The sequence below is a fragment of the Pseudomonas sp. SWRI22 genome (genome assembly GCF_014268395.2).
Taxonomy (GTDB): Bacteria; Pseudomonadota; Gammaproteobacteria; order Pseudomonadales; family Pseudomonadaceae; genus Aquipseudomonas; species Aquipseudomonas paracarnis.
Window position 1 is genome coordinate 227,176 of record NZ_JABWQK020000002.1, and the last position, 21,989, is coordinate 249,164.

A 21,989-nucleotide genomic window follows, 5' to 3' on the forward strand; every position below is an offset into this window, starting at 1 on the left:
AAAAAAGGAGCTTACCCATGCAACATTTTGAACCCGATACCCTGGTCCGTAATCCAGTCGGCAACCCTGTCGTCGCCAGCGTCAGCGTGAATGGCGATGCTCGCAGTGTGTGGAATGTCGTCGGAGATTTCGCCGGTTTCGCGAAGTTTATTCCGGCCTTGTCCCATATCGAGATGACGGGCGAGGGCGTGCGCTCGGTACGCAAGAAGCTGTTCAAGGACGGCAATGTCGTGATTGAGCAACTCAACAGCCATGACGATCAAGCCATGACCATGACCTGGTCGCTGATCTACACCTCGCTGAACATCGGTAACCTGTGGGCGCTGATGGAGGTGGTGCCACAAGGCCCGAACCAGAGCCTGGCGACCTGGACCATCATTGGCCAGCCCTACACGGGCGGTAAGGAAGACGTACCGGCGTTCGAAGCTTTCCTGCAAGGCTTTGCCGATGACGCGATGAAGAACGTACAGGCGCTCTTCAACTGACATAGGAAGAGCAGGCAGTGGCTGATTCCGTGGCGAGGGAGCTTGCTCCCGTTGGGGCGCGAAGCGACCCTGAGAATAGGACTGCTGCGCAGTCCAGCGGGAGCAAGCTCCCTCGCCACAGAAGCGTTCTGCTGTTTTAAGCGTTAGTTGATGGCCTGATCAATCCCCGCCTGCAAGGCCTGGCTCTCACTGTGCCCACCCGCACGCAGCGGGCCCAGGTTGAAGGCTTGGTCATTGCGTGTGGCGTCGTCGTGTTTCTGGGTCAGTTCGTCCTTGGCACCCAGGGCCAGGTTGACCGGTGACTTCGAAACGTTCAGCCCGACATCGGCGCGGTAGTCGCTGCCGGCCAGTGTGGTTGCCGTCACCTTGGAGCCACCCAGCTCAACCTTGCCATTGGGCGCACTGATCCGCGCGCCCGTGAGTTGGGTATCACCCTTGACCTGCAGGTTGACGCCGTGGCTCGCACGAATGCCTGACGCCTGGGTGACGCTGTCCTTGACCACATGGCTGACATCCAGATACAGGGTCGGGGTGTAGCTGGTGTTGCCGCTCTTGTCGCCGAACAACACGCTTTCGGCGGTATTGGCCACCTTGCTGCCGGTGGTGTCTTTGCCACTGACGGTGTAGCTGTCGCTGGTTTTTGGCAAGACCTTATCCTTGAAGCCAGACAAGCGCGTGCCCAGGGCATCGGTCTTGTCTGCCAGGTAAGCCTTGGCCTTGTCCACGCGAGTGCCGAAGGCGCCACGGGGCTCTGGGTTCACGTCGTAGCTGCCACTGCGGGTAAGTTTTTCGCCCAGGCGTTCCTTGGCATTGACCACGCTGTTGACCACGCTGTTCTTGGCCGAAGCCAGGTGCCCGGTGCCTTTGTCGACGACGTTCTCCAGCTTGTCGCGATGCTTGTCGAACGCGCCTTCAGCCTTGGCTTGTACCTTGTCCTTCAATGGGCCGCTGGCTTTGGCCAGCTTATCCACCACCCCCGGCTGGTTTTTCTCGACATCCAGCCTGGCGTCGACATTCACCTGGGTGCTGTTGACCTGGTCCTTGCGGCTTTCGACGACGAGGTCGCCGCCCACCGCGCCATGCACCTTGTCGGCGTCGACACGCGCTCCGGCCAGATGGGTATCGCCGGCACTGTTGAGGGTGACGTCACCCGCCGTGATCAGGCTGTTGTGTTGGGTGGTACCTTGCAAGTGATCCACATCGACCTTGGCCCGCGCATTGATGCCGCGCTGGGTCTTGGGTGTCTCATGTTCACCGGCGTCGGCCAGGGTGGTTTTGCCGACGCTGCCCCCTGCGCCTAGGGTGACGCCCCAGTTACCATGGGCCTGGGTCGATTGCGCAGACTCTTGCAGGATGCCGCCGTTTTGCGCATCCAGGCTAACGCTGGCTGCGCTGACCTGAGTGCCCTGCAAGTGGATGGCATCGGTTGCATCAGCGCCGCTGGCGAGGCTGACCTTGCCGCTGCTGTGCAATTGCCCGACGACGGCGCTCTGGTCGTTTTCCGCCACTTTGCCAATATTGAAATTGGCGCTGAGGCTGCCGGTCTTGCTGCTGCTTTCGGCGCTGCTGGTCTTGCCGGCACCGAGGGTCAGGCCGCCGCCCAGGTTGCTGCCGTTGCTGACGTGGCTATCGGTGGCAGCTTGCAGGTTTAGCTTGCCGCCGGCATTGAGGCTGATATCGCCAGCCTTCGCGCCCGTACTGCCGATCTGCGTGCCTTGCAGGGTCATGTCAGCGCCGCTGCTGAGTTGCACGGGGCCGCTGCCCTGGATGGTTGCGACCTGGGCCTGGCTGTCCTGGGTGTCCAGGCGCTTGTTATCCAACTGCACGCCGGCACCGAGGTTGACGTTGCTGCCATTGGCGCCGGGCGCGGTGCCCACCGTCAGTGAGCCGTTGCCGCGCAGCGTGCTGCTGTTTTTACTCTGGGTGTTGGTGGCCTGGTTGAGCGCCAGCTCACCGCCGGTATTGAGGTTGACCCCGGCCTGGCCGCCGTCGAACTGGCTGCCTTCATAACGGGCATCGCCCTTGGCTTCGATGCTCACGCCTTGGCTGGCCACATAGCTGCCGACCACCGCCGTGCTGCTGGACTCGCGCACATCGCTGCTGCCGCCCAGGCCACTGCCGCGCACATTCAGGTCTTCACCGGTGGTGGTATAGACTCGCACGCCAGCCTTGGCGTCCACGCCTTGCTCGCTGCTGCTGTGGGTGTTGGCCGCTGCGGTAGCAACGTGCTCGCCCGCCTTGATGTTCAGCCCGCCCTCGGTGGCGCGGTACTGGGTGCCCTCGTCCTGCAAGGTGCCGGCCGCATTGACCTGCACCGTGGCGCCACTGAACTGGCTGACCACGGCGGTGCTGTCCTGCGTTGTGCCGGTTTTGTTCGTGTGCCCGACTTCCACATCCAGGCCGACATTGGGTTGCTCGAATGCATCCAGCAAACCGGGCTGATGGAACTTGGCCTGGGCCACGCCCTCGACGGCTTTTTCGATCGGGCGGGTAATGCCTTTGTATTCCACATTGGCGCCGACATCGGCGGTCCAGCCGTTTTCCTTGTGGGTGCTGGTCTCGGTGGAATGGGCAGCCTGGTTGTCGATCTGGCCAGCGTTGACCTGCAGCCCGGCGCCGGCCTTAGCCTGTGCACCCTCGCTGGTGAAGGTGTTGCCAGCGTTGATGGTCAGCTTGCCGGCCGCGGCCACGGTGCTGGTTTGCGCAGTGGTTTTTTCAGCGGTGTCTTGGCTGCTTTGGTGGCTGAACTGAGCGCCACTGCCTGCCCGATCAATGCCGCCTGTGTAGTAGAAACTGCCGCCGGTGGCGGTTTTGTCGACGGCTTCGGTGCGCTTGTCGTGGGCGGCCAACAGCTCGACGTTTTTGCCGCTCAGGCTCGCATCGCCTTCGGTGGCCTGGAGGTTGGACCCGGTGATGCTGACATCGCCTGCGGCGTTAACCGCCACACTGGCGCCTTTAAGGCTGGAAGCCTGTTGTTGCGTGGTGTCGGTCTGGCGGGTTTGCTGCTGGTCTTCATAACTCAGGCCCGCACGGTACTGGCGGCTGACACCCTCGGTTTCCTTGGCGTAGCCATCGAAGCCACGGCTATGGGTGCGAGTGGTGTCGTGGGTGGTGTTCTCGGCGGCAACGACCTTGATATCGCCCTTGGCATCCGCTTGCAGTTCACCCGCGGCGGACACCTGGGAGCCACTGACGGCGATGTCCTTGGCACTTTGCAGCTTGAGGTTGCTGTCCGAGCGCAGGTTGCTGGCAACCACGGTGCTGTCCTTGAGGTTCTTGCGGCTTTCATCCTTGGAGATACCGAAGAACTTGCTGTCATTGCTGTAGCGGTTGTCGTGGGAGGTGTCCTGGACGCCGTCGATCACCAGCGAGCCTTTGTCACTGATGACGCTGGCCTGTTTGCCGCCTCGGGCCTGGCTGCCGCTGATGCGCACGTCGTCGGCCTTGACGATCAGCTTGCCGTCGGCGTTGACCTTGCTACCAGTGTTCGACGTCTTGCCCTGGTTACCGTCGCCTTGCTTGCCGAAGAAGCTGCCACCGGTGAGGTCGCCGGAGTAGGCATTGTCGCTGCTGCTCTGGGTACGGCTGGCGCTGGCGATTTCCACGTGCCGGGCGGCCAGTTGGATATCGCCGGGGGTTTTCAGCTCGGCGCCTTGCAATTGCAGCTTCTGTTGGCTGGTCAGCTCCAGTGTCTTTCCGGCCTTGAGGCTGCTGGTGATGCTGCGTTGTTCGCTGCTGGATTTATCCCAGTTGGCTTTCCACAGGTGCTTGCGATGGTTGCCTTGGTCGCGGGTTTCATGGGTTTCGGTGGCGGCGTTAACGTGCAGGTTGGCACCGCTGTCGACGCGCAGAGTGTTGCCCGCTTCCACATGGCTGGCTTTGATCTCGGTGTTGGCACCGGAAGACAGCGCCGCATCCTGTTGCGCCACAACCTTGTTGCCGTGCTGGCGCGAGTCTTTGTCGCTGGTGGTGCGGTCGTAGGTTTCGTAGGTGAACAGGAAGTTGCTGTTGTTCCACTGTTCACGCTTTTCCTGGAGCTTGCCGCTTTCCAGGCTGCTGAGGGTCAGGTTGCGGCTGGCGTCGAGTTTGACGTTGCGCCCGCTGACGTCGGTGGCGGCCAGGTTCAGGTCCTTGGCGCTGTGCAAGTCGATATCGCCCTGGCGGCTGTGCACGCCAGCGCGAGTGGCGTCGAGGCTGTCGGCGCGCACCTGGCCGCTGATATCAAGGTCGCCGGCCGAACTGATCTTCACCCCGTCAGTGCCTTGCACCTGCACGCCGCCCACGCGTACACCGGCGCCTTCGGCGGTGCTGATGATATTGATGCGCCCGGCCTGCATGGCGCCGAACAGGCGCGCGTCGATGCGTTGGTCCTGGGTCTTGCTGGCCGGGTCCACCTGGCGTACCTGCCCGCTGGCGAAATCGACCTGGTTGCGGCCGACGGTGAGGTTCAATTGATCGCGGGCACTGAGGCGACCTTCGCTGTCGATGCGCGGCGCGATCAGGTTGATGGACCCTTCGCGGTTGTGCAGGCCCTGGCCTTGCACTGTCAGTTGGCCGTTGGCATCGCGGGTGCTCAAGGCTTGCAGCTTGCCGTCGTTGAGTTCAGGGCGGCCCACCACCAGGTTGGCATTGGGCGTGTTGATGAAACTGCCGCCATTCACCGAAATACCGTTAGGGTTGGCCAGCACGTAATCGGCCGCCTGGCCGAAAATCTCCTGGGCGCCGTTGAGGGTCGAGGCGTTGCGGCTGATCACTTCGTTGAGGATCACGCTCGCCGCCTGGCCCTGGAACTGCGGGTTGGCCGCCAGTTGCCCGGCAAGTTGGGACTGGCCAGCTTGCAAGGCGTTGTTCAACACCAGGCCCTGGCGGTCGACGTTGTAATCCAGGAACTGGTTATGGGACAGGCCACCGGCGTTCGGCGCGACGATGTTGACGATGGGTACGCCGCCCTGGTTTTGCAGCTGCGGCGTACCGCCAGGGCCTTCGACGACGGTCAAGCCTGCGGCGAGCGCGAGCTGCGGCAGCAGGAAGAGACTAGCGATGGCCCAGCGCAGTTTGCCCTGGGGTGAAAGGTGGAAGCTATGTGAAGTAGTCGGCATAAATAATCTCGCTCTGTGTTGGCTGATCCACGACGCGCGTTGTTCGTTGCAACGCTGCTGGGGTGGTCAGGTACGGCGGTGACTCAGGCTAAAAACAGGTATTGGCTCATCGGTGCACACTCATATCTGCACGCTAAGGCGCGTCAGCCAGACCTCCGGCTCCTGGCGAAAACCTGTGGGGGTGTTGAGGTTGCGTTGGTAGTCGATGTCGAGCTGTACGTTCTTCCAGCTCAGGTTGAGCCCCGCGCTGGCGCCGCTCAGGCGTTGGCTCTGGGCGCCGTGTTCGTGCTTGACCCAGCCGTTGTCCAGGCCCAGGCGCGGGGTGAGCTTCACCGGCAAGTCAGTGTTGAGCGGCAGGCGCAAGGTGTTGCGCCAGACCGCGCCAATGGCACCGGAACTACTGTTTTCGCGGTAGCCTCGCACGGCCGAGTCGTCGGTGATCAGCAGCTGTTCGATGGCGGGCAACGCATCCGGGCTGTACTGCACCGACAACTGGCTCTGCCACTGCCATGGCTGCGCTGCCCATTGGCCGTTGCGCCATTGGGTGAGGTTGGCGCGGTACTTTTGAAACTGCGCCTTGGGCCGATTTTCCTGCACCTGGTCGGCATCGCGATCGGCGCCGAACCAGGTCAGGCCCTGGGCGTAATTGACGTCCAGGTTCCACACCGCGCTGTTGAGCCAGAACAGGTTCAGGCCCGCTTCGGCTACGGTCAGCGTGGGGCTTTGGATGTCCAGGTGTACCTTCTGTAGGTAGCTGTCGACGTCTTTGTAGGCCAGTTGCAGGTTGGCGCTGAGTTGGTGGCCCTGGTCGCGCCACAACACACGGTCGCTACGCAGGCTGACCTGATCGGTGCGGCCACTGTTGTAAAACGTGGTGCGGCTGAGTTTGAACGGCGAGCGGTATTCGGCATGGCTGGCGAACAGGCTGTAGGTCCAGTAACCGTAGGGGATCGAGTAGAACAGGCTGTGGCTGCGGCTGTAGCGTGGCCCATGGTTGAGCGTGTCGCTGAAGCTCAGGTTGAGCGAGTCGTTGATTTGCAGCGGGCTGTCCAGGCTCAAGTTGATCGCATTGCGATCACGCCCGGTGCCGGCGCTGCCGAGGTTATCCACCCCCAGGCCCAGGGCCCAGCGCGAGGCACTGCTGCGCGAGCGCAGGATGATGCGCGACGCGCCCGCGGTGCTGCCTGGGGCGATGTCGGCGGTGAGGTCCACCGAGCGCAGGCGGTTGAGCTGGTCCAGGCCCTGCTCCAGGTCTCGCAGGTTCAGTGGCTTGCCGAGCATCCCGGGGAATGCCCCACCCAATGACACCGGCAGGCTCTGGCCGGCCAGTTCGATGGCCTCCAGGTAGCCTTCTTCGACGTGAATATCCAGCGGTTGCCCGGCGGCGGGCGCGCTGATCTGGTAGGGGCGGCTGGCGATATAACCGGCCTCGACATACAGCCGCGTGATCTCGGCCAGCAGGCGGTTGATCTGGGTGACGCCCATGCAAGGCGCCACGTAGGGCTCGATGTGTTTGTCCAACTCGGCACGGCTGAACAGCGTGACCCCGGCCAGGCGCGTACCGCTCAAGGGCCAGCAGCGTTCGTCCTTGGCGATGTCTGTTGGCAAGGCCGGTGTGGCCGCTGGCGTACCGAAACTGCCACGTTGCATCTGGCGTTGGCGCTGCTCCAATTGTAATTGCTGCAGGTCGCGTTGCTGTTGCTGTTGCAAGCGCAGGGCTTCCTGGCCTGGCTGCGGCGCCTCGGCGCCAGCCACGGGCAGCGCCCACAGGCAGAGCAGGGCAATGCCCAGGTTCCGGGTACAACTCAAGTGTCCGGTTGAGAGCTGATTTGGCACTCGACATCCTTAACGTAGAAATACACACGATCCACACCGCACGAGCTAAACCTTGAACTCAGCGCAGACTTGCCCCACTTGAGTGAGTGCTGAACGGTTTGTTACATCGCCGTAGGATTTATTGCACATTCTGTAAGAAAAATCGTGTGATGCAGTGCTCAAATGCACAAATTCAGTGCGCGAATGGGCGTCTCAGCCCAAAAATCCTGATTTTTCAGGAGGCGGGAGGGGGCGGCGCGGTTTTGATTGTTGTCTGGGCTTCACCTAATCGGCGTGCCGCGGCGAGGAACTGAGTACCTTGCCCGGTTGCCAGATTAGGCTTTTGAATCCATTGGATATTCTGTAGCCTTGCGCAGCTTTAAGCTGTACCCGTGCTTGATGAACAAAAACACTTCGTCCGGCGGCGCCCGAAGGGCTCCTGAGCCGGTGGTACACTCGACTTTCGCGCTACTGCGCCTGCAGGTCTTGCGAACATGACGCACATTTCCGAACGCCTACTGGTTCAAGCTCACCTCGACGCCAAGCAGCCCAAGGTTCTCAGCGCTGCCGAAGAGGCGAGCCTGCGAACCGCCATCGCCGCCGAGCTCAAGGCTCAGGACGCGGTGCTGGTTGCCCACTTTTATTGCGACCCGGTGATTCAGGCTCTGGCCGAAGAAACCGGTGGTTGTGTTTCCGATTCCCTGGAGATGGCGCGCTTCGGCGCCGCTCACCCGGCCAAAACCGTACTGGTGGCTGGCGTGCGCTTCATGGGCGAGACCGCCAAGATCCTTACGCCTGAAAAACGCATCCTGATGCCTACCCTGGAAGCCACGTGCTCCCTGGACCTGGGTTGCCCGGTGGATGAGTTTTCCGCGTTCTGCGATCAGCACCCCGAGCGCACCGTGGTGGTCTATGCCAACACCTCGGCGGCGGTCAAAGCTCGGGCGGATTGGGTGGTGACTTCCAGCTGCGCGCTGGAAATTGTCGAAAGCCTGATGGACAACGGCGAGACCATTATCTGGGGCCCGGACAAACACCTGGGCACCTACATCCAGCGCCAGACCGGTGCCGATATGCTGCTGTGGGACGGTGCCTGCATCGTCCACGAAGAATTCAAGTCCAAGCAGCTCGAAGACATGAAGGCGCTGTACCCGGATGCGGCAATCCTGGTGCACCCGGAGTCACCGACTTCGGTGATCGAATTGGCTGACGCGGTGGGTTCCACCAGCCAACTGATCGCTGCGGCGCAACGCTTGCTGAACAAGACCTTTATCGTCGCGACCGACCGCGGCATCTTCTACAAGATGCAGCAGTTGTGCCCGGACAAAGTCTTTGTCGAAGCGCCTACCGCCGGTAACGGTGCAGCCTGTCGCAGTTGCGCGCACTGCCCGTGGATGGCAATGAACACACTGGAGCGTACGTTGCAGTGTTTGCGTGAGGGCAGTAATGAGATCTTCGTGGAGCCGGCGGTGATTCCGCAGGCGGTGCGGCCCCTCAAGCGCATGCTCGACTTTACCCAGGCTGCACGGTTGAAACTGGCCGGCAACGCCTGAACACAAATCAAAATGTGGGAGCTGGCTTGCCTGCGATAGCGGTGTAACAGTCACAGGTGTTTTGACTGCAACACCGCTATCGCAGGCAAGCCAGCTCCCACAGTTGATCTGTGATGCGCTTGAGTTACTTCTTTTGCTTCGGGATCCGCACCAACTGCGTATCCGAATAGATGTCATGCCAGCTGCGTTTGTGTTTATCGAACAATGACCAGATAAATCCCAACCCCACGCACAGCCATGACGCAATCGACACCACAAAACGCAGCAGTGCCTGCCACAGGCTGATCCGCGACCCGTCGGCGTTTTGCACGCGCACGCCCCACACCTGCATGCCCAGGGTTTGCCCCGAATGAGTCCAGAACTTGGCGAAGAACCCGAAGAGCACGAACAGCAGGATCGTGGACAGCAACGGGTCACCGTCCAGCGCGCCGGATTCGGTGAGCGTGCGCATCTTCGCTTCGCCCACGAAGGCGATCCACACCAGCTTGTAGATAAATGCGGTGACGATCAGCAGTGCGGTACATAAAAAAAAGTCGTAGAACATCGCTGCCAGGCGGCGGCCCAGGCCAACGGCGGGGAATTCGCCCTGGGGGCTCAACAGGGGTTTGGACATGGCAGGGCTCTCTGGAGAAAGCACGCAGTTTACGCAATGGCGCCCATAAAAAAGCCCCTGATGTCATATCAGGGGCTTTTTGTCGCAGGTAAGGATCAGGCTTCTGCGTGGACTTCGTCAGCCTGCATGCCTTTCTGGCCCTGCACAGCGACGAAAGTCACTTTCTGGCCTTCCTTCAGGCTCTTGAAGCCATTGCCCTGAATAGCGCGGAAATGCACGAACAGATCCGGGCCGCTTTCAGGAGTGATAAAACCAAAGCCTTTTTCGTCGTTGAACCACTTGACGGTACCGCTCTGACGCTCAGCCATTTTCTTCTTTCCTTTGACGCTAAAAATTAATGACAGCCCCTTTCAAACGAAAGAGTACTGGGCTGGGTTGCAGGAAAGTAAGAGACGTCGAACGGGTTGTAGCAAACTACTTGAGCTACTGCCCAGGTCCAGGTTCCAAGCGACCCATGCAAACACAGTGGGCAAACTCTACGCCAACTAATATGAAAAAAACAAGCCCTTGTGCAGGCCCTGATTTTACTGGGGCTCATGACACTTTGTTGAATGTTCTGATACTGGCTTATTCGATAGAGTTATTCACTTGTTATAGGGCGTCAGCTATAAAAAGCCTATCGTGAATGCACTGTTTTATGGCGGTTGCGTTACAGTTTAGTGCACATTAACGCAACCGCGTTACTTATAGAAACAGTCAATCAGCCACGGTAGTAACGTTGCGGAACGAATGGCATTTTACTTACACGCAGTGGCACCTTTTTCCCACGTACCATTGCGCAAACTTCGGTATCCAGTGCGACAAAGGCGCTGTCCAGGTAACCCATCGCCAGAGGGCCGCCGAAGGTTGGACCAAAGCCTCCGCTGCAGACGCTGCCGATAACCGTACCTTGCGCATCGACAATTTCAGCGCCTTCACGCACCGGGGTACGTTCCTGCGGCAGCAGGCCTACGCGTTTGCGCGCCACACCGGTTTGCTGCTGAGTGAAGATGCGGTCGGCGCCAGGGAAGCCGCCGGCCCGTGCGCCATCGGCACGCCGAGCCTTGGAAATCGCCCACAGCAGGCTGGCTTCGATTGGCGTGGTGTCGGTGTTCATGTCGTGGCCGTACAAACACAAGCCGGCTTCCAGGCGTAGCGAATCGCGAGCACCCAGGCCGATCGCCTGCACTTCGGTTTCGGCAAGCAGGCTGCGGGCCAGGCTCTCGGCATTGGCGGCCGGCACGGAGATTTCAAAACCGTCTTCACCGGTGTAGCCGGAGCGGCTGACGTAGCAGTCCACGCCCAGCAAACGCAGGGTGGCGAATTGCATGAAGGTCATCTGAGTGACTTCAGGGGCCAGGCGCGCCAATACTTTCACTGCCGCAGGGCCTTGCAGGGCCAGCAGGGCGCGTTCTTCGAACAGCGGTTCGATGGTGCATTGGTCGCCGATATGTGTACGCAGGTGCGCCAGGTCCTGGTCCTTGCAGGCGGCGTTGACCACCAGGAACAATTCGTCGTTGCCCAGGTTGGCGACCATCAGGTCGTCGAGGATGCCGCCTTGCTCATTGGTGAACATCGCATAGCGCTGCATGCCTACTGGCAGGTCGATGATATCGACGGGCACCAGGGTCTCCAGAGCCTTGGCGGCATTCGCGCCAGTGAGACGAATCTGGCCCATGTGGGAGACGTCGAACAACCCGGCCTGTTCACGGGTATGCAGGTGTTCCTTCATCACGCCCAATGGATACTGCACCGGCATGTCGTAGCCGGCGAAGGGCACCATGCGTGCGCCCAGTTCCAGGTGCAGGGCATGCAATGGGGTTTTCAACAGGGTTTCGGTGGACATATTCAGCTCCTGAAAAACGTGCCGACGCGCTTGTGGGCGTCAGCACTCGATAATGTTGACCGCCAAACCGCCACGGGCGGTTTCCTTGTATTTGCTTTTCATGTCGGCGCCCGTTTGGCGCATGGTGCGGATGACCTTGTCGAGGGACACAAAGTGCTGCCCGTCGCCACGCAGGGCCATGCGCACCGCATTGATCGCCTTCACCGAGCCCATGGCATTGCGCTCGATGCACGGCACCTGCACCAGCCCGCCAATTGGGTCGCAGGTCAGGCCGAGGTTGTGTTCCATGCCGATCTCGGCGGCGTTTTCCACTTGGGACACGCTGCCGCCCAGCACTTCGCAGAGTGCGCCTGCGGCCATGGAACAGGCCACGCCGACTTCGCCCTGGCAACCGACTTCGGCGCCTGAGATCGAAGCGTTTTCCTTGTACAAAATGCCGATGGCGGCCGCGGTGAGCAAAAAGCGCACTACGCCGTCTTCGTTCGCGCCGGGGATAAAACGCATGTAGTAATGCAGCACGGCGGGAATGATCCCGGCCGCGCCGTTGGTGGGCGCGGTGACCACGCGCCCGCCATTGGCGTTTTCTTCGTTGACCGCCAGCGCATACAGGTTGACCCAATCGAGCACCGACAGCGGGTCGCGCAGCGCCGACTCCGGGTTCTTGCACAACTGCCTGTGCAAGGCCGCTGCCCGGCGCTTGACCTTCAAGCCTCCGGGCAAGATGCCTTCGTTGCGACAGCCGGCATCGACGCAATCCTGCATGACCTGCCAGATCTTCAACAAACCGCTGCGGGTTTCGGCTTCCGGGCGCCAGGCGCTTTCATTGGTCAGCATCACCTGGCTGATAGACAGGCCATAGGTGGTGCAGTGGCCGAGCAAGTCCTTGGCGTGTTTGAACGGGAAGGTCAGGGGGGTAGCGTCTTCGACGATACGGTCGGCGCCCGCCGCGTCTTCATCCACCACGAAACCGCCACCGACCGAGTAGTACTCGCGGCTGCGGGTCTGGATGCCGGCGGCGTCAAAGGCACGAAAGATCATGCCGTTGGGATGATAGGCAAGGGGCTTGCGGATCATCGCCAGGTGTTCTTTCTCGTTGAACGCAATGCTGTGTTCGCCGAGCAGGTTGAGGCGCCCGTCACTGCGCATCTGCGCCAGGCGTGCTGCCACGGTTTCGGTATTCACGGTGTCCGGGTGTTCGCCTTCCAGGCCCAGCAACACAGCCTTGTCGCTGCCGTGGCCTTTGCCGGTGGCGCCCAGTGATCCGTAGAGTTCCACCTTGATGCCGGTGGTGGCCTCCAGCAGGTTGTCACGCTTGAGCCCCTCGACGAATCGAGCAGCGGCACGCATCGGGCCGACGGTGTGGGAACTGGAGGGGCCGATGCCAATCTTGAACAGGTCGAACACGCTTAAAGACATGAGTTGTTCTCCGGTTTCTTGTTATAGGAGCAGCGGCAAGCTCCAAGCCAAAAGCTGCAAGAAAGAGCCATTCGGCTTTTAACTTGCAGCTTGTAGCTTGCCGCTTACAACTGCTTTAGGCGTAAAGCTCGATCGACGGGCACGCACACACCAGGTTGCGATCGCCAAACACGTTGTCGACCCGGCCAACCGGTGGCCAGTACTTGCTTTCGATCAACGACGCTACCGGGTACACCGCTTGTTCACGGCTGTATGGGTGGCTCCATTCGCCTACCAGTTCCGCAGCCGTGTGCGGCGCGTTCTTGAGGGGGTTGTCGTCTTTGTCGAGGGTGCCGTTTTCTACCGCGCGGATCTCTTCGCGGATGGCGATCATGGCGTCGCAGAAGCGGTCCAGCTCTTCCTTGGATTCACTTTCGGTGGGCTCGATCATCAAGGTGCCGGCCACCGGGAACGACATGGTCGGCGCATGGAAACCAAAATCGATCAGGCGCTTGGCCACGTCGTCCACGCTGATGCCGCTGCTGTCTTTCAACGGGCGCAGGTCCAGGATGCATTCGTGGGCCACCAGGCCATTGCTGCCGGTGTACAGCACCGGGTAGTGCTCTTCCAGGCGACGGGAAATGTAGTTGGCATTCAGGATCGCCAACTGCGACGCACGCTTGAGGCCGGCGCCGCCCATCATGCTGATGTACATCCAGGTGATCGGCAGAATGCTCGCGCTGCCGAACGGCGCAGCGCACACCGCGCCTTCCTTGCGTTCCATGGCGGCATGGCCGGGCAGGAATGGCGTGAGGTGCGACTTGACGCCAATCGGGCCAACGCCCGGGCCGCCACCGCCGTGGGGAATGCAGAAGGTTTTGTGCAGGTTCAGGTGGGACACATCGCCGCCGAACTTGCCCGGTGCGCACAGGCCGACCATGGCGTTCATGTTGGCGCCGTCGATGTACACCTGGCCGCCGTTGTCATGAATGATCCCGCAGATTTCGCGAATACCTTCCTCGAACACGCCGTGGGTAGAGGGGTAGGTGATCATCAGTGCTGCGAGGTGCTCGCGGTGCTCGATGGCCTTGGCGCGCAGGTCTTCGATGTCGACGTTGCCGCGTGCATCGCAAGCGGTGACCACCACGCGCATGCCGGCCATGTTGGCGGTCGCAGGGTTGGTACCGTGGGCTGACGACGGGATCAGGCAGATGTCGCGACGTTCTTCGCCACGGCTCTGGTGATAGGCACGGATGGCCAAGAGGCCGGCGTACTCACCCTGGGAACCGGCGTTGGGTTGCAGGGAGATCGCGTCGTAACCGGTGGCCGCGCAGAGCATGGCTTCCAGTTCGCTGGTCAGTTGCTGGTAGCCGGCGCTTTGAGCGGCGGGGGCGAACGGGTGCAGGGCACCGAATTCGGCCCAGGTCACCGGGATCATTTCGCTGGCGGCGTTGAGCTTCATGGTGCACGAGCCCAGCGGGATCATGGTGCGGTCCAGGGCCAGGTCCTTGTCGGCCAGCTTGCGCAGGTAGCGCATCAGCTCGGTTTCCGAGTGATAACGGTTGAACACCGGGTGGCTGAGGATCGGCGACTGACGCAGCAATGCGCTTGGCAGGGTGCTTTCGGTTGCAGCAAAGGCTGGCAGGGTTTTGCCGTCGGCGAAGATGGCCCACAAGGCTTGGATATCGGCCTGGGTGGTGGTTTCGTCGACCGACAGGCCTACGCGCTCGCCATCTACCACACGCAGGTTGATGCGCTGGGCGCGGGCCTTGTCGTGCAGGGCTGCGGTGTGGGCGCCGGTGTGGATTGTCAGGGTGTCGAAGAAGTGTGCCTGCTCGACTTTCTGGCCCAGGGCCGTCAAACCCTTGGCCAGGATCGCGGTCAGCTGGTGAATGCGCTGGGCGATCTGCGTCAGGCCCTTGGGGCCGTGGTACACGGCGTACATGCTGGCGATATTGGCCAGCAGCACTTGGGCAGTGCAGATGTTGCTGGTGGCTTTCTCGCGGCGGATATGTTGCTCGCGGGTCTGCATGGCCAGGCGCAGGGCCGGCTTGCCGAAGCGGTCGACGGAAACACCGACCAGACGGCCTGGCATATCGCGCTTGAACGCATCCTTGGTGGAGAAGTACGCCGCGTGCGGGCCACCGAAGCCCAGTGGCACGCCAAAGCGTTGTGCGCTGCCAATGGCGACGTCGGCACCGAATTCACCCGGCGGCGTCAGCAGGGTCAGCGCCATCAGGTCGGCGGCTACGGCGACCAGGGCGTTGGCGGCGTGGAAGCGCTCGGTCAGCTCGCGGTAATCGAATACATCGCCGTTACTGGCCGGGTATTGCAGCAGGGCACCGAAGAACGGGCTGACGTCGGTCAGTTCACGCTCATCGCCGACCACCACATCGATGCCCAAAGGTTCAGCACGGGTGCGCAATACGTCGAGGGTTTGCGGGTGGCTGTGCACCGACGCGAAGAACGCGTGGCTGCCTTTGTTCTTGCTCAGGCGCTTGCAGAAGGTCATGGCTTCAGCAGCGGCGGTGGCTTCGTCAAGCAGGGAGGCGTTGGCAATCGGCAGGCCGGTGAGGTCGCTGATCAGGGTCTGGAAATTCAGCAGGGCTTCCAGGCGGCCTTGGGAAATCTCGGGTTGATACGGCGTGTAGGCGGTGTACCAGGCCGGGTTTTCCAGCAGGTTGCGCAGGATCGGCGACGGCGTGTGGCAGTTGTAATAGCCCTGGCCGATGTAGGTCTTGAACAGTTGGTTCTGGCTGGCGATGGCCTTGATCTTGGCCAGGGCCTCGGCTTCGCTCAGGCCGTCTTCCAGGCCGAGCACGCTGGTGCCCTTGATGCTTTCCGGGATGACGCTGGCGCTCAGGGCTTCGAGGGAATCAAACCCCAGGCTGGCGAGCATTTGCTGCTCATCTTCCTGGCGCGGGCCGATGTGGCGGGCGATGAATTCGTTGGCGGTGGTCAGATTAACGGTCATGGCGCGCTCCTCAGGCTTCAGCGTTGGCTTTGATCAGGCGGTCGTACGCATCCTGATCCAACAGCTTAGCCACTGCATCGGCATCGGCGGGTTTAAAACGGAAGAACCAGCCTTCGCCCATCGGGTCTTCGTTGACCAGTTCCGGGCTGCCATCGAGCTTGTCGTTGACTTCGAGGACTTCACCGTCCAACGGCATGTACACACCACTGGCGGCCTTGACCGACTCCACGGTGGAGGCTTCGGCGCCCTTGGTATAAGCCTGCAACTCCGGCAGTTGCACGAAAACCACGTCACCCAGCGCGTTCTGCGCAAAAGCGGTGATACCCACGGTGACGCTGCCATCGGCTTCGGCGCGCAGCCATTCGTGATCTTCAGTGAAACGCAACTCGCTCATGGAAACTCCTCAGGGCCAGAATCGTCTGGTGGACGGGATTGGAATAATGGGGAGTTGCTTAGCAATATCGCGGCCAACGTTATTAAGCCGTTATAAATCAATGGGTTAATAAATTTCGCTATAAAGTCCGAGCAGTGAGCTGTAGCGATTTCGCTACAGTCCGGTGCGTGAAAAAAAGCCTATGTGGATCAAAGCCTTGCATGGCACGCAAAAAACAGGGCTGTAGCGATATCGTTACGCTGTAGCGCTTTCAGTACACGGAATGTCGTTCTCAGACCAAATCTGTAATGCGGTTTCTGTGGGAGCTGGCTTGCCTGCGATAGCGGTCTACCCGTCACTAAGGCGTTGGATGACCCGACGCTATCGCAGGCAAGCCAGCTCCTACAGTTGAACCGCGTTTATTCCGTCAGGGTTTGTTGGGAATGCCGTATTTGCGCAGGCGATGGGCGATAGCCGTGTGGGAGGTTTGTAGCCGGCTGGCCAGTTGGCGGGTCGAGGGGTAGCGGCTGTAGAGGCTTTCCAGCAGGCTGCGCTCGAAATCTTCCACGGCCTGTTCCAGGCTGTCGACTTCACCATCGCTCTGGCGCGCCACGGAGGTGCCGGCGATGTCCAGGTCGCCGATGTCCACCAGGCTGCTTTCGCAGATGGCGGCAGCGCGGAAGATCACGTTTTGCAACTGCCGCACGTTGCCCGGCCAGTGGTTGCCCAGCAGGGCTGGATAGGTACCCGGCGCCAGGCGGCAGACCGGGCGCTGGATCTGCGCGCAGGCTTGCTGCATGAAGTAGCGCGCCAGCAGCAGGATGTCCTGGCCGCGTTCACGCAAGGGCGGCACGGCGACGTTGAGCACGTTGAGGCGGTAAAACAGGTCTTCGCGAAAGGTGCCTTCGCTGACCATCTTTTCCAGGTCGCGGTGGGTGGCGCTGAGGATGCGCACATTGACCTTCACTTCGCGGTCACCACCCACGCGGCGAAAGCTGCCGTCATTGAGAAAACGCAGCAGCTTGGCTTGCAGGTACGGCGACATCTCACCGATCTCATCGAGGAACACCGTGCCCTGGTTGGCCAGCTCCATCAGCCCTGGTTTGCCACCGCGTTGCGCGCCGGTAAAGGCGCCAGGGGCATAGCCGAACAATTCGCTTTCGGCGAGGTTCTCCGGCAGTGCCGCGCAGTTCAGTGCCAGAAACGGCGCACTGTGGCGCGCACTGATGGCGTGGCAGGCGCGGGCCACCAGTTCTTTGCCGGTACCGGTTTCGCCCTGGATCAGCAGCGGTGCATCCAGCGCCGCCACCCGTTGCGCCCGCGCCTTGAGCGTGCGGATCGCCGGGGACTCGCCCAGCAGCGCATCAAACCCTTCGGCATGGTCATGGTGCAGCGCCGACAGTTGTTCGCCGATGCGGTTGGGCTGGTAGAGGGTGAGCAGGGCGCCGGCGTCGGTGATCGGCGTGGCGCCCAGCAGCAAGGTCTGGCCGTTCACGCTGATCTCGCGCAACGGCAAGCGAAAGCCCTGGTCCAGCAAGGTTTCCAGTAAGGCCGGATCATCGAACAGCTCGGCGATGCTTTCGCCGGCCGGTTCACGCCCGTACAAGGCGATCAGCGCCGGATTGGCCAGCAGGATCTTGCCTGCACTGTCCAGGGCCAGCACCGGGTCGGTCATGGCCGCCAGCAGGGCGTCGAGTTGCAAGTGGCGACGCTGGCCCGGAAGGATGTCGACGACCTTTACCGCTTGCACGCCGTGCACGCTGAACAACGCGTCGCGCAGTTCTTCGAGCACTTCGGCGCTGAGGGTCGGCGCATCGATATAGACATTGGGCGGCACCATCTCCACCGCATCCAGATTGAGATTGCGCCCACCGAGCAAGGCCAGGACTTCCTGGGTGATGCCGACGCGGTCGATGAAGCTGACGTGGATACGCATGGGGCGGATCTTGATTCTGGAGTGCTGAGGGTGGCCAGTATGCCTTGGAGCCGGTGGAGATCAAAATGTGGGAGCTGGCTTGCCTGCGATGGCGGTGGGTCAGTTACCGAAAATATCGTCTGACACGTCGCTATCGCAGGCAAGCCAGCTCCCACATTCGATTGGGGGGCAGGTTATTCCAGGTGTTCGGGTTTGACCGGGTCGCCGGATTTCATATCCAACTGCTGGCGCACATCCTCAAACATCAGGTCGTAATGCTTGTGCTGTGAACCGACGCTGCTATGGGTCTTGGGAATGCCGTATTTTTCGACAATCTTGGTCACATTGCTGGCGAAGTTATAGGCCTGGTCCTTGGGCAGGAAAAAGGTTTCCTTCATGTCCTTGCCCTGGATGCTGCCATGCAGGGTGAACTGCATGCCTTTGCCTTCGCGGTCATCCGTGACGACTTCGTAGTCCAGGCACAGGTCGTAGCTGACATCGTCCTTGTTCAGCGCGTGTCGCTCGATATGCAAGTGGCCGGGTTCAAAGATAGCCATAGGCGTTTCTCCTCAACTTCACAGGTAGGTGATGCCAGGTTTTGCCGTGCTGATGCGCGTGCCGGCGCTGCCCTGGACGATGGCTTCGATGTCCGAGAGTGAACCGATCACCGCGGTTTTGCCAGTCTGACGGGCGAACTCGCAGGCGGCTTGTACCTTGGGGCCCATGGAGCCGGCGGCGAAGCCGAGTTTTTCCATCTCGTCGGGGTGGGCCTGGCCGATGGCCTTCTGGGTGGGCTTGCCGAAGTCGATAAAGGCGGCGTTGACGTCGGTGGCGATCACCAGCAAATCGGCCTCCAGTTGCGTGGCCAGCAAGGAGGAACACAAGTCTTTGTCGATCACCGCTTCAATGCCGCGCAGCTTGCCGTCTTCGCCATACATGGTGGGGATGCCGCCACCACCGGCGCAGATCACGATGGCTTTTTTCTCCAGCAGCCACTTGATCGGGCGAATTTCAAAGATGCGTTTGGGACGCGGGCTGGCGACTACACGGCGGTATTTGTCGCCGTCGGGCGCGATGGCCCAACCTTTTTCGGCGGCGAGTTTCTCGGCTTCGGCTTTGGCATACACCGGGCCGATGGGCTTGGTAGGGTTCTGGAAGGCCGGGTCCTTGGCGTCGACTTCGACCTGGGTGAGCAGGGTGGCGAACGGCACTTCGAAGTCCAGCAGGTTGCCCAGTTCCTGTTCAATGATGTAGCCGATCATGCCCTCGGTCTCGGCGCCCAGCACGTCCAGTGGGTAAGGCGAGACGCTGGTGTAGGCGGCTGCCTGCAATGACAGCAGGCCGACTTGCGGGCCGTTGCCGTGGGCGATCACCAACTCGTTGCCGGGGTGGATCTTGGCGATCTGTTCGGTGGCGATGCGGATATTGGCGCGTTGGTTGTCTGCGGTCATGGGTTCACCACGACGCAGGAGGGCGTTGCCGCCCAGGGCTACGACGATGCGCATACAGAATGTCCTTCTAAAATGATCGTTCCCACGCTCTGCGTGGGAATGCCCCACCGGGCGCTCTGCGTCCGCTCTTGTGGCGCAGAGCGCCACTGGCTGCATTCCCACGCGGAGCGTGGGAACGATCAGAGTGGGGTTAGATATCCGCCAACGCCGACACCAGAATCGCCTTGATGGTATGCATGCGGTTTTCCGCCTGCTCGAAGGCAATATTGGCCGGCGACTCGAACACCTCTTCGGTCACTTCCACGCCATTGGCCAGGTGCGGATAGCGCGCCGCGATGTCCTTGCCGACCTTGGTTTCACTGTTGTGGAACGCCGGCAGGCAATGCATGAACTTCACCCGAGGGTTGCCCGAGGCTTTCATCATCTTGGCGTTGACCTGGTACGGCAGCAGTTGCTCGATGCGCTCGTCCCACGCTTCCACCGGTTCGCCCATGGACACCCAGATATCGGTGTGGATGAAGTCCACGCCCTTCACGGCTTCTTTCGGGTCTTCGGTGATGGTGATGCGTGCGCCGCTTTCCTCAGCAAAGGCCTGGCATTGCTTGATGAAATCTTCATGGGGCCACAGCGCTTTCGGCGCGCCGATGCGCACGTCCATGCCGAGCTTGGCGCCGATCATCAGCAGCGAGTTGCCCATGTTGTAGCGGGCGTCCCCGAGGTACGCGTAGCTGATGTCATGCAGCGGCTTGTCGCTGTGTTCGCGCATGGTCAAGGTGTCGGCGATCATCTGGGTCGGGTGGAATTCAGCGGTGAGGCCGTTGAACACCGGCACACCGGCGAACTTGGCCAGCTCTTCGACGATTTCCTGCTCAAAACCACGGTACTCGATGGCATCGAACATCCGGCCCAACACGCGGGCGGTGTCTTTCATGCTTTCTTTGTGGCCGATCTGCGACGACACCGGGTCGATATAGGTGACGTGGGCGCCTTGGTCATGGGCCGCGACTTCGAAGGCACAGCGAGTGCGGGTCGAGGTTTTTTCGAAGATCAGCGCGATGTTCTTGCCCTGCAAGTGCGGGCGCTCGGTGCCGGTGTATTTGGCGCGCTTGAGGTCGCGGGACAGGTCCAGCAGGTAATGCAGCTCGCGGGTAGTGTGGTGCATCAGCGACAGCAGGCTGCGGTTGCGCATATTGAAAGCCATGATGGAATCTCCTTAATAGTCGATAGGGTCGCGGATGATCGGGCAGGTCATGCAGTGGCCGCCGCCACGGCCACGGCCGAGTTCACCGGCGCTGATGGTGATCACTTCCACACCGGCCTTGCGCAGCAGGGTGTTGGTGTAGGTGTTGCGGTCGTAGCCAATCACCACGCCCGGTTCCACGGCCACCACGTTGTTGCCGTCATCCCATTGCTCGCGTTCGGCGGCGAAGCTGTTGCCGCCGGTCTCGACGACACGTAGCGCCTTGAGGTTGAGCGCTGCGGCCACGGTTTCGAGGAAGTTGGTTTTCTCGCGCTGGATGTCGATGCCGTGGGGCTTGCTCTCGTCAGGGCGCAGGGTGAACGGCACGATCTGGTTGACCACTTCGGGGAAGACGGTGACCAGGTCGCGGTCGCAGAAGCTGAACACGGTGTCCAGGTGCATCGCGGCGCGGGATTTGGGCAGGCCGGCAACGATGACGCGTTCCACGGCTTTGTTCTGGAACAGGTTACGCGCCAGTTGGCCGATGGCCTGGTGGGACGAGCGTTCGCCCATGCCGATCAATACCACGCCGTTGCCAATCGGCATCACGTCGCCGCCTTCCAGCGTCGCGGCGCCATGTTCCTGGTCGGGGTCGCCGTACCAGATCTGGAAGTCCGCGTTGGTGAACTCAGGGTGGAATTTATAGATGGCGCTGGTCAGCAGGGTTTCCTGGCGGCGCGCCGGCCAGTACATCGGGTTGAGCGTCACGCCGCCGTAGATCCAGCAGGTGGTGTCGCGGGTGAACTGGGTATTGGGCAGCGGCGGCAGGATGAAACTGGCGTGGCCGAGAAAATCGCGGAACATCTCGATGGTCTTGCCACCGAAGCTGCTCGGCAGGTCGTCGGCCGATACGCCGCCAATCAGGTACTCGCTGATTTTGCGCGGCTCCAGGCTGCGCAGCCACGAACCGACTTCATCGACCAGGCCCAGGCCTACGGTGTTGGCGGTGATCTTGCGTTCCAGAATCCAGTCCAGCGCTTCGGGGTTGGCGACGATGTCGGTGAGCAGGTTGTGCATTTCCAGCACATCAATGTCCCGCTCGCGCATCTTGGTCACGAAGTCGAAGTGGTCGCGCTTGGCCTGGGCCACCCACAGCACGTCATCGAACAGCAGCTCGTCGCAGTTGTTGGGGGTCAGCCGCTGGTGGGCCAAACCTGGGGAGCACACCATGACTTTGCGCAGTTTGCCGGCTTCGGAATGTACGCCGTACTTCACTTTTTCCGTGGTCATTACAGATCCTCCAGTGAACAA

The 21,989-nt window shown here is 61.2% G+C and carries 15 protein-coding genes; 2 read left to right on the forward strand and 13 right to left on the reverse strand.

From position 1 onward, the window contains the following. Positions 1–17 precede the first annotated feature (17 nt). On the forward strand, positions 18–485 hold the full coding sequence (locus tag HU730_RS18345; RefSeq protein ID WP_034128559.1) for an SRPBCC family protein: 468 nt from the start codon (positions 18–20) through the stop codon (positions 483–485). Between the two features lie 143 nt (positions 486–628). Here HU730_RS18345 and HU730_RS18350 read toward each other — a convergent pair whose 3' ends face one another. Next, entirely contained in the window at positions 629–5,584 is a 4,956-nt protein-coding gene (locus HU730_RS18350) for a hemagglutinin repeat-containing protein (protein WP_186527751.1), read from the reverse strand. A gap of 120 nt (positions 5,585–5,704) precedes the next feature. After that, on the reverse strand, positions 5,705–7,375 hold the full coding sequence (locus HU730_RS18355) for a ShlB/FhaC/HecB family hemolysin secretion/activation protein (protein WP_254914160.1): 1,671 nt from the start codon (positions 7,373–7,375) through the stop codon (positions 5,705–5,707). 518 nt (positions 7,376–7,893) lie between these two features. Here HU730_RS18355 and nadA point away from each other — a divergent pair. Then, a complete protein-coding gene (gene nadA / locus HU730_RS18360; RefSeq protein ID WP_186527753.1) occupies positions 7,894–8,952 on the forward strand; it encodes a quinolinate synthase NadA in 1,059 nt (352 codons plus the stop codon). Between the two features lie 124 nt (positions 8,953–9,076). On the opposite strand, the gene HU730_RS18365 is transcribed toward nadA, so the two are convergent. The 11 genes from HU730_RS18365 to arcA all read right to left on the reverse strand — a co-directional run bounded on the left by HU730_RS18365 (position 9,077) and on the right by arcA (position 21,968). Continuing rightward, the gene (locus HU730_RS18365; protein ID WP_186527754.1) at positions 9,077–9,565 is read right to left on the reverse strand and encodes an RDD family protein; all 489 of its coding nucleotides are present in this window, start codon (positions 9,563–9,565) and stop codon (positions 9,077–9,079) included. Positions 9,566–9,660: 95 nt separating this feature from the next. Further along, positions 9,661–9,873, reverse strand: coding sequence for a cold-shock protein (locus tag HU730_RS18370; protein ID WP_034128555.1), 213 nt, complete (start codon positions 9,871–9,873; stop codon positions 9,661–9,663). Between the two features lie 392 nt (positions 9,874–10,265). After that, positions 10,266–11,390, reverse strand: coding sequence for a glycine cleavage system aminomethyltransferase GcvT (gene gcvT, locus HU730_RS18375; RefSeq protein ID WP_186527755.1), 1,125 nt, complete (start codon positions 11,388–11,390; stop codon positions 10,266–10,268). A gap of 39 nt (positions 11,391–11,429) precedes the next feature. After that, complete coding sequence (locus HU730_RS18380; RefSeq protein WP_034128553.1) at positions 11,430–12,806, reverse strand: L-serine ammonia-lyase; 1,377 nt, start codon at positions 12,804–12,806, stop codon at positions 11,430–11,432. 115 nt (positions 12,807–12,921) lie between these two features. Further along, positions 12,922–15,759: an aminomethyl-transferring glycine dehydrogenase gene (gene gcvP / locus HU730_RS18385; protein WP_186527756.1), complete on the reverse strand. Its 2,838-nt coding sequence runs from the start codon at positions 15,757–15,759 to the stop codon at positions 12,922–12,924. Positions 15,760–15,769: 10 nt separating this feature from the next. Beyond that, entirely contained in the window at positions 15,770–16,153 is a 384-nt protein-coding gene (gene gcvH, locus HU730_RS18390; RefSeq protein ID WP_014719698.1) for a glycine cleavage system protein GcvH, read from the reverse strand. 406 nt (positions 16,154–16,559) lie between these two features. Further along, complete coding sequence (locus HU730_RS18395) at positions 16,560–18,068, reverse strand: sigma-54-dependent transcriptional regulator (protein WP_003193823.1); 1,509 nt, start codon at positions 18,066–18,068, stop codon at positions 16,560–16,562. Between the two features lie 173 nt (positions 18,069–18,241). Then, positions 18,242–18,604: a DUF5064 family protein gene (locus tag HU730_RS18400; protein ID WP_057975114.1), complete on the reverse strand. Its 363-nt coding sequence runs from the start codon at positions 18,602–18,604 to the stop codon at positions 18,242–18,244. An 18-nt stretch (positions 18,605–18,622) separates the two neighbouring features. Then, entirely contained in the window at positions 18,623–19,552 is a 930-nt protein-coding gene (arcC, locus tag HU730_RS18405; protein WP_186527757.1) for a carbamate kinase, read from the reverse strand. A gap of 136 nt (positions 19,553–19,688) precedes the next feature. After that, entirely contained in the window at positions 19,689–20,699 is a 1,011-nt protein-coding gene (locus HU730_RS18410; protein ID WP_014719695.1) for an ornithine carbamoyltransferase, read from the reverse strand. A 12-nt stretch (positions 20,700–20,711) separates the two neighbouring features. Next, complete coding sequence (gene arcA / locus HU730_RS18415) at positions 20,712–21,968, reverse strand: arginine deiminase (protein WP_014719694.1); 1,257 nt, start codon at positions 21,966–21,968, stop codon at positions 20,712–20,714. Between the last annotated feature and the right edge of the window lie 21 nt (positions 21,969–21,989).

What these genes read in the sequence shown, in the direction of transcription:
- HU730_RS18345 (WP_034128559.1), top strand. Translation starts at nt 18, where the DNA reads ATGCAACATTTTGAACCCGATACCCTGGTCCGTAATCCAGTCGGCAAC.
- HU730_RS18350 (WP_186527751.1), bottom strand. Translation starts at nt 5,584, where the DNA reads ATGCCGACTACTTCACATAGCTTCCACCTTTCACCCCAGGGCAAACTG.
- nadA (WP_186527753.1), top strand. Translation starts at nt 7,894, where the DNA reads ATGACGCACATTTCCGAACGCCTACTGGTTCAAGCTCACCTCGACGCC.
- HU730_RS18365 (WP_186527754.1), bottom strand. Translation starts at nt 9,565, where the DNA reads ATGTCCAAACCCCTGTTGAGCCCCCAGGGCGAATTCCCCGCCGTTGGC.
- HU730_RS18370 (WP_034128555.1), bottom strand. Translation starts at nt 9,873, where the DNA reads ATGGCTGAGCGTCAGAGCGGTACCGTCAAGTGGTTCAACGACGAAAAA.
- gcvT (WP_186527755.1), bottom strand. Translation starts at nt 11,390, where the DNA reads ATGTCCACCGAAACCCTGTTGAAAACCCCATTGCATGCCCTGCACCTG.
- HU730_RS18380 (WP_034128553.1), bottom strand. Translation starts at nt 12,806, where the DNA reads ATGTCTTTAAGCGTGTTCGACCTGTTCAAGATTGGCATCGGCCCCTCC.
- gcvP (WP_186527756.1), bottom strand. Translation starts at nt 15,759, where the DNA reads ATGACCGTTAATCTGACCACCGCCAACGAATTCATCGCCCGCCACATC.
- gcvH (WP_014719698.1), bottom strand. Translation starts at nt 16,153, where the DNA reads ATGAGCGAGTTGCGTTTCACTGAAGATCACGAATGGCTGCGCGCCGAA.
- HU730_RS18395 (WP_003193823.1), bottom strand. Translation starts at nt 18,068, where the DNA reads ATGCGTATCCACGTCAGCTTCATCGACCGCGTCGGCATCACCCAGGAA.
- HU730_RS18400 (WP_057975114.1), bottom strand. Translation starts at nt 18,604, where the DNA reads ATGGCTATCTTTGAACCCGGCCACTTGCATATCGAGCGACACGCGCTG.
- arcC (WP_186527757.1), bottom strand. Translation starts at nt 19,552, where the DNA reads ATGCGCATCGTCGTAGCCCTGGGCGGCAACGCCCTCCTGCGTCGTGGT.
- HU730_RS18410 (WP_014719695.1), bottom strand. Translation starts at nt 20,699, where the DNA reads ATGGCTTTCAATATGCGCAACCGCAGCCTGCTGTCGCTGATGCACCAC.
- arcA (WP_014719694.1), bottom strand. Translation starts at nt 21,968, where the DNA reads ATGACCACGGAAAAAGTGAAGTACGGCGTACATTCCGAAGCCGGCAAA.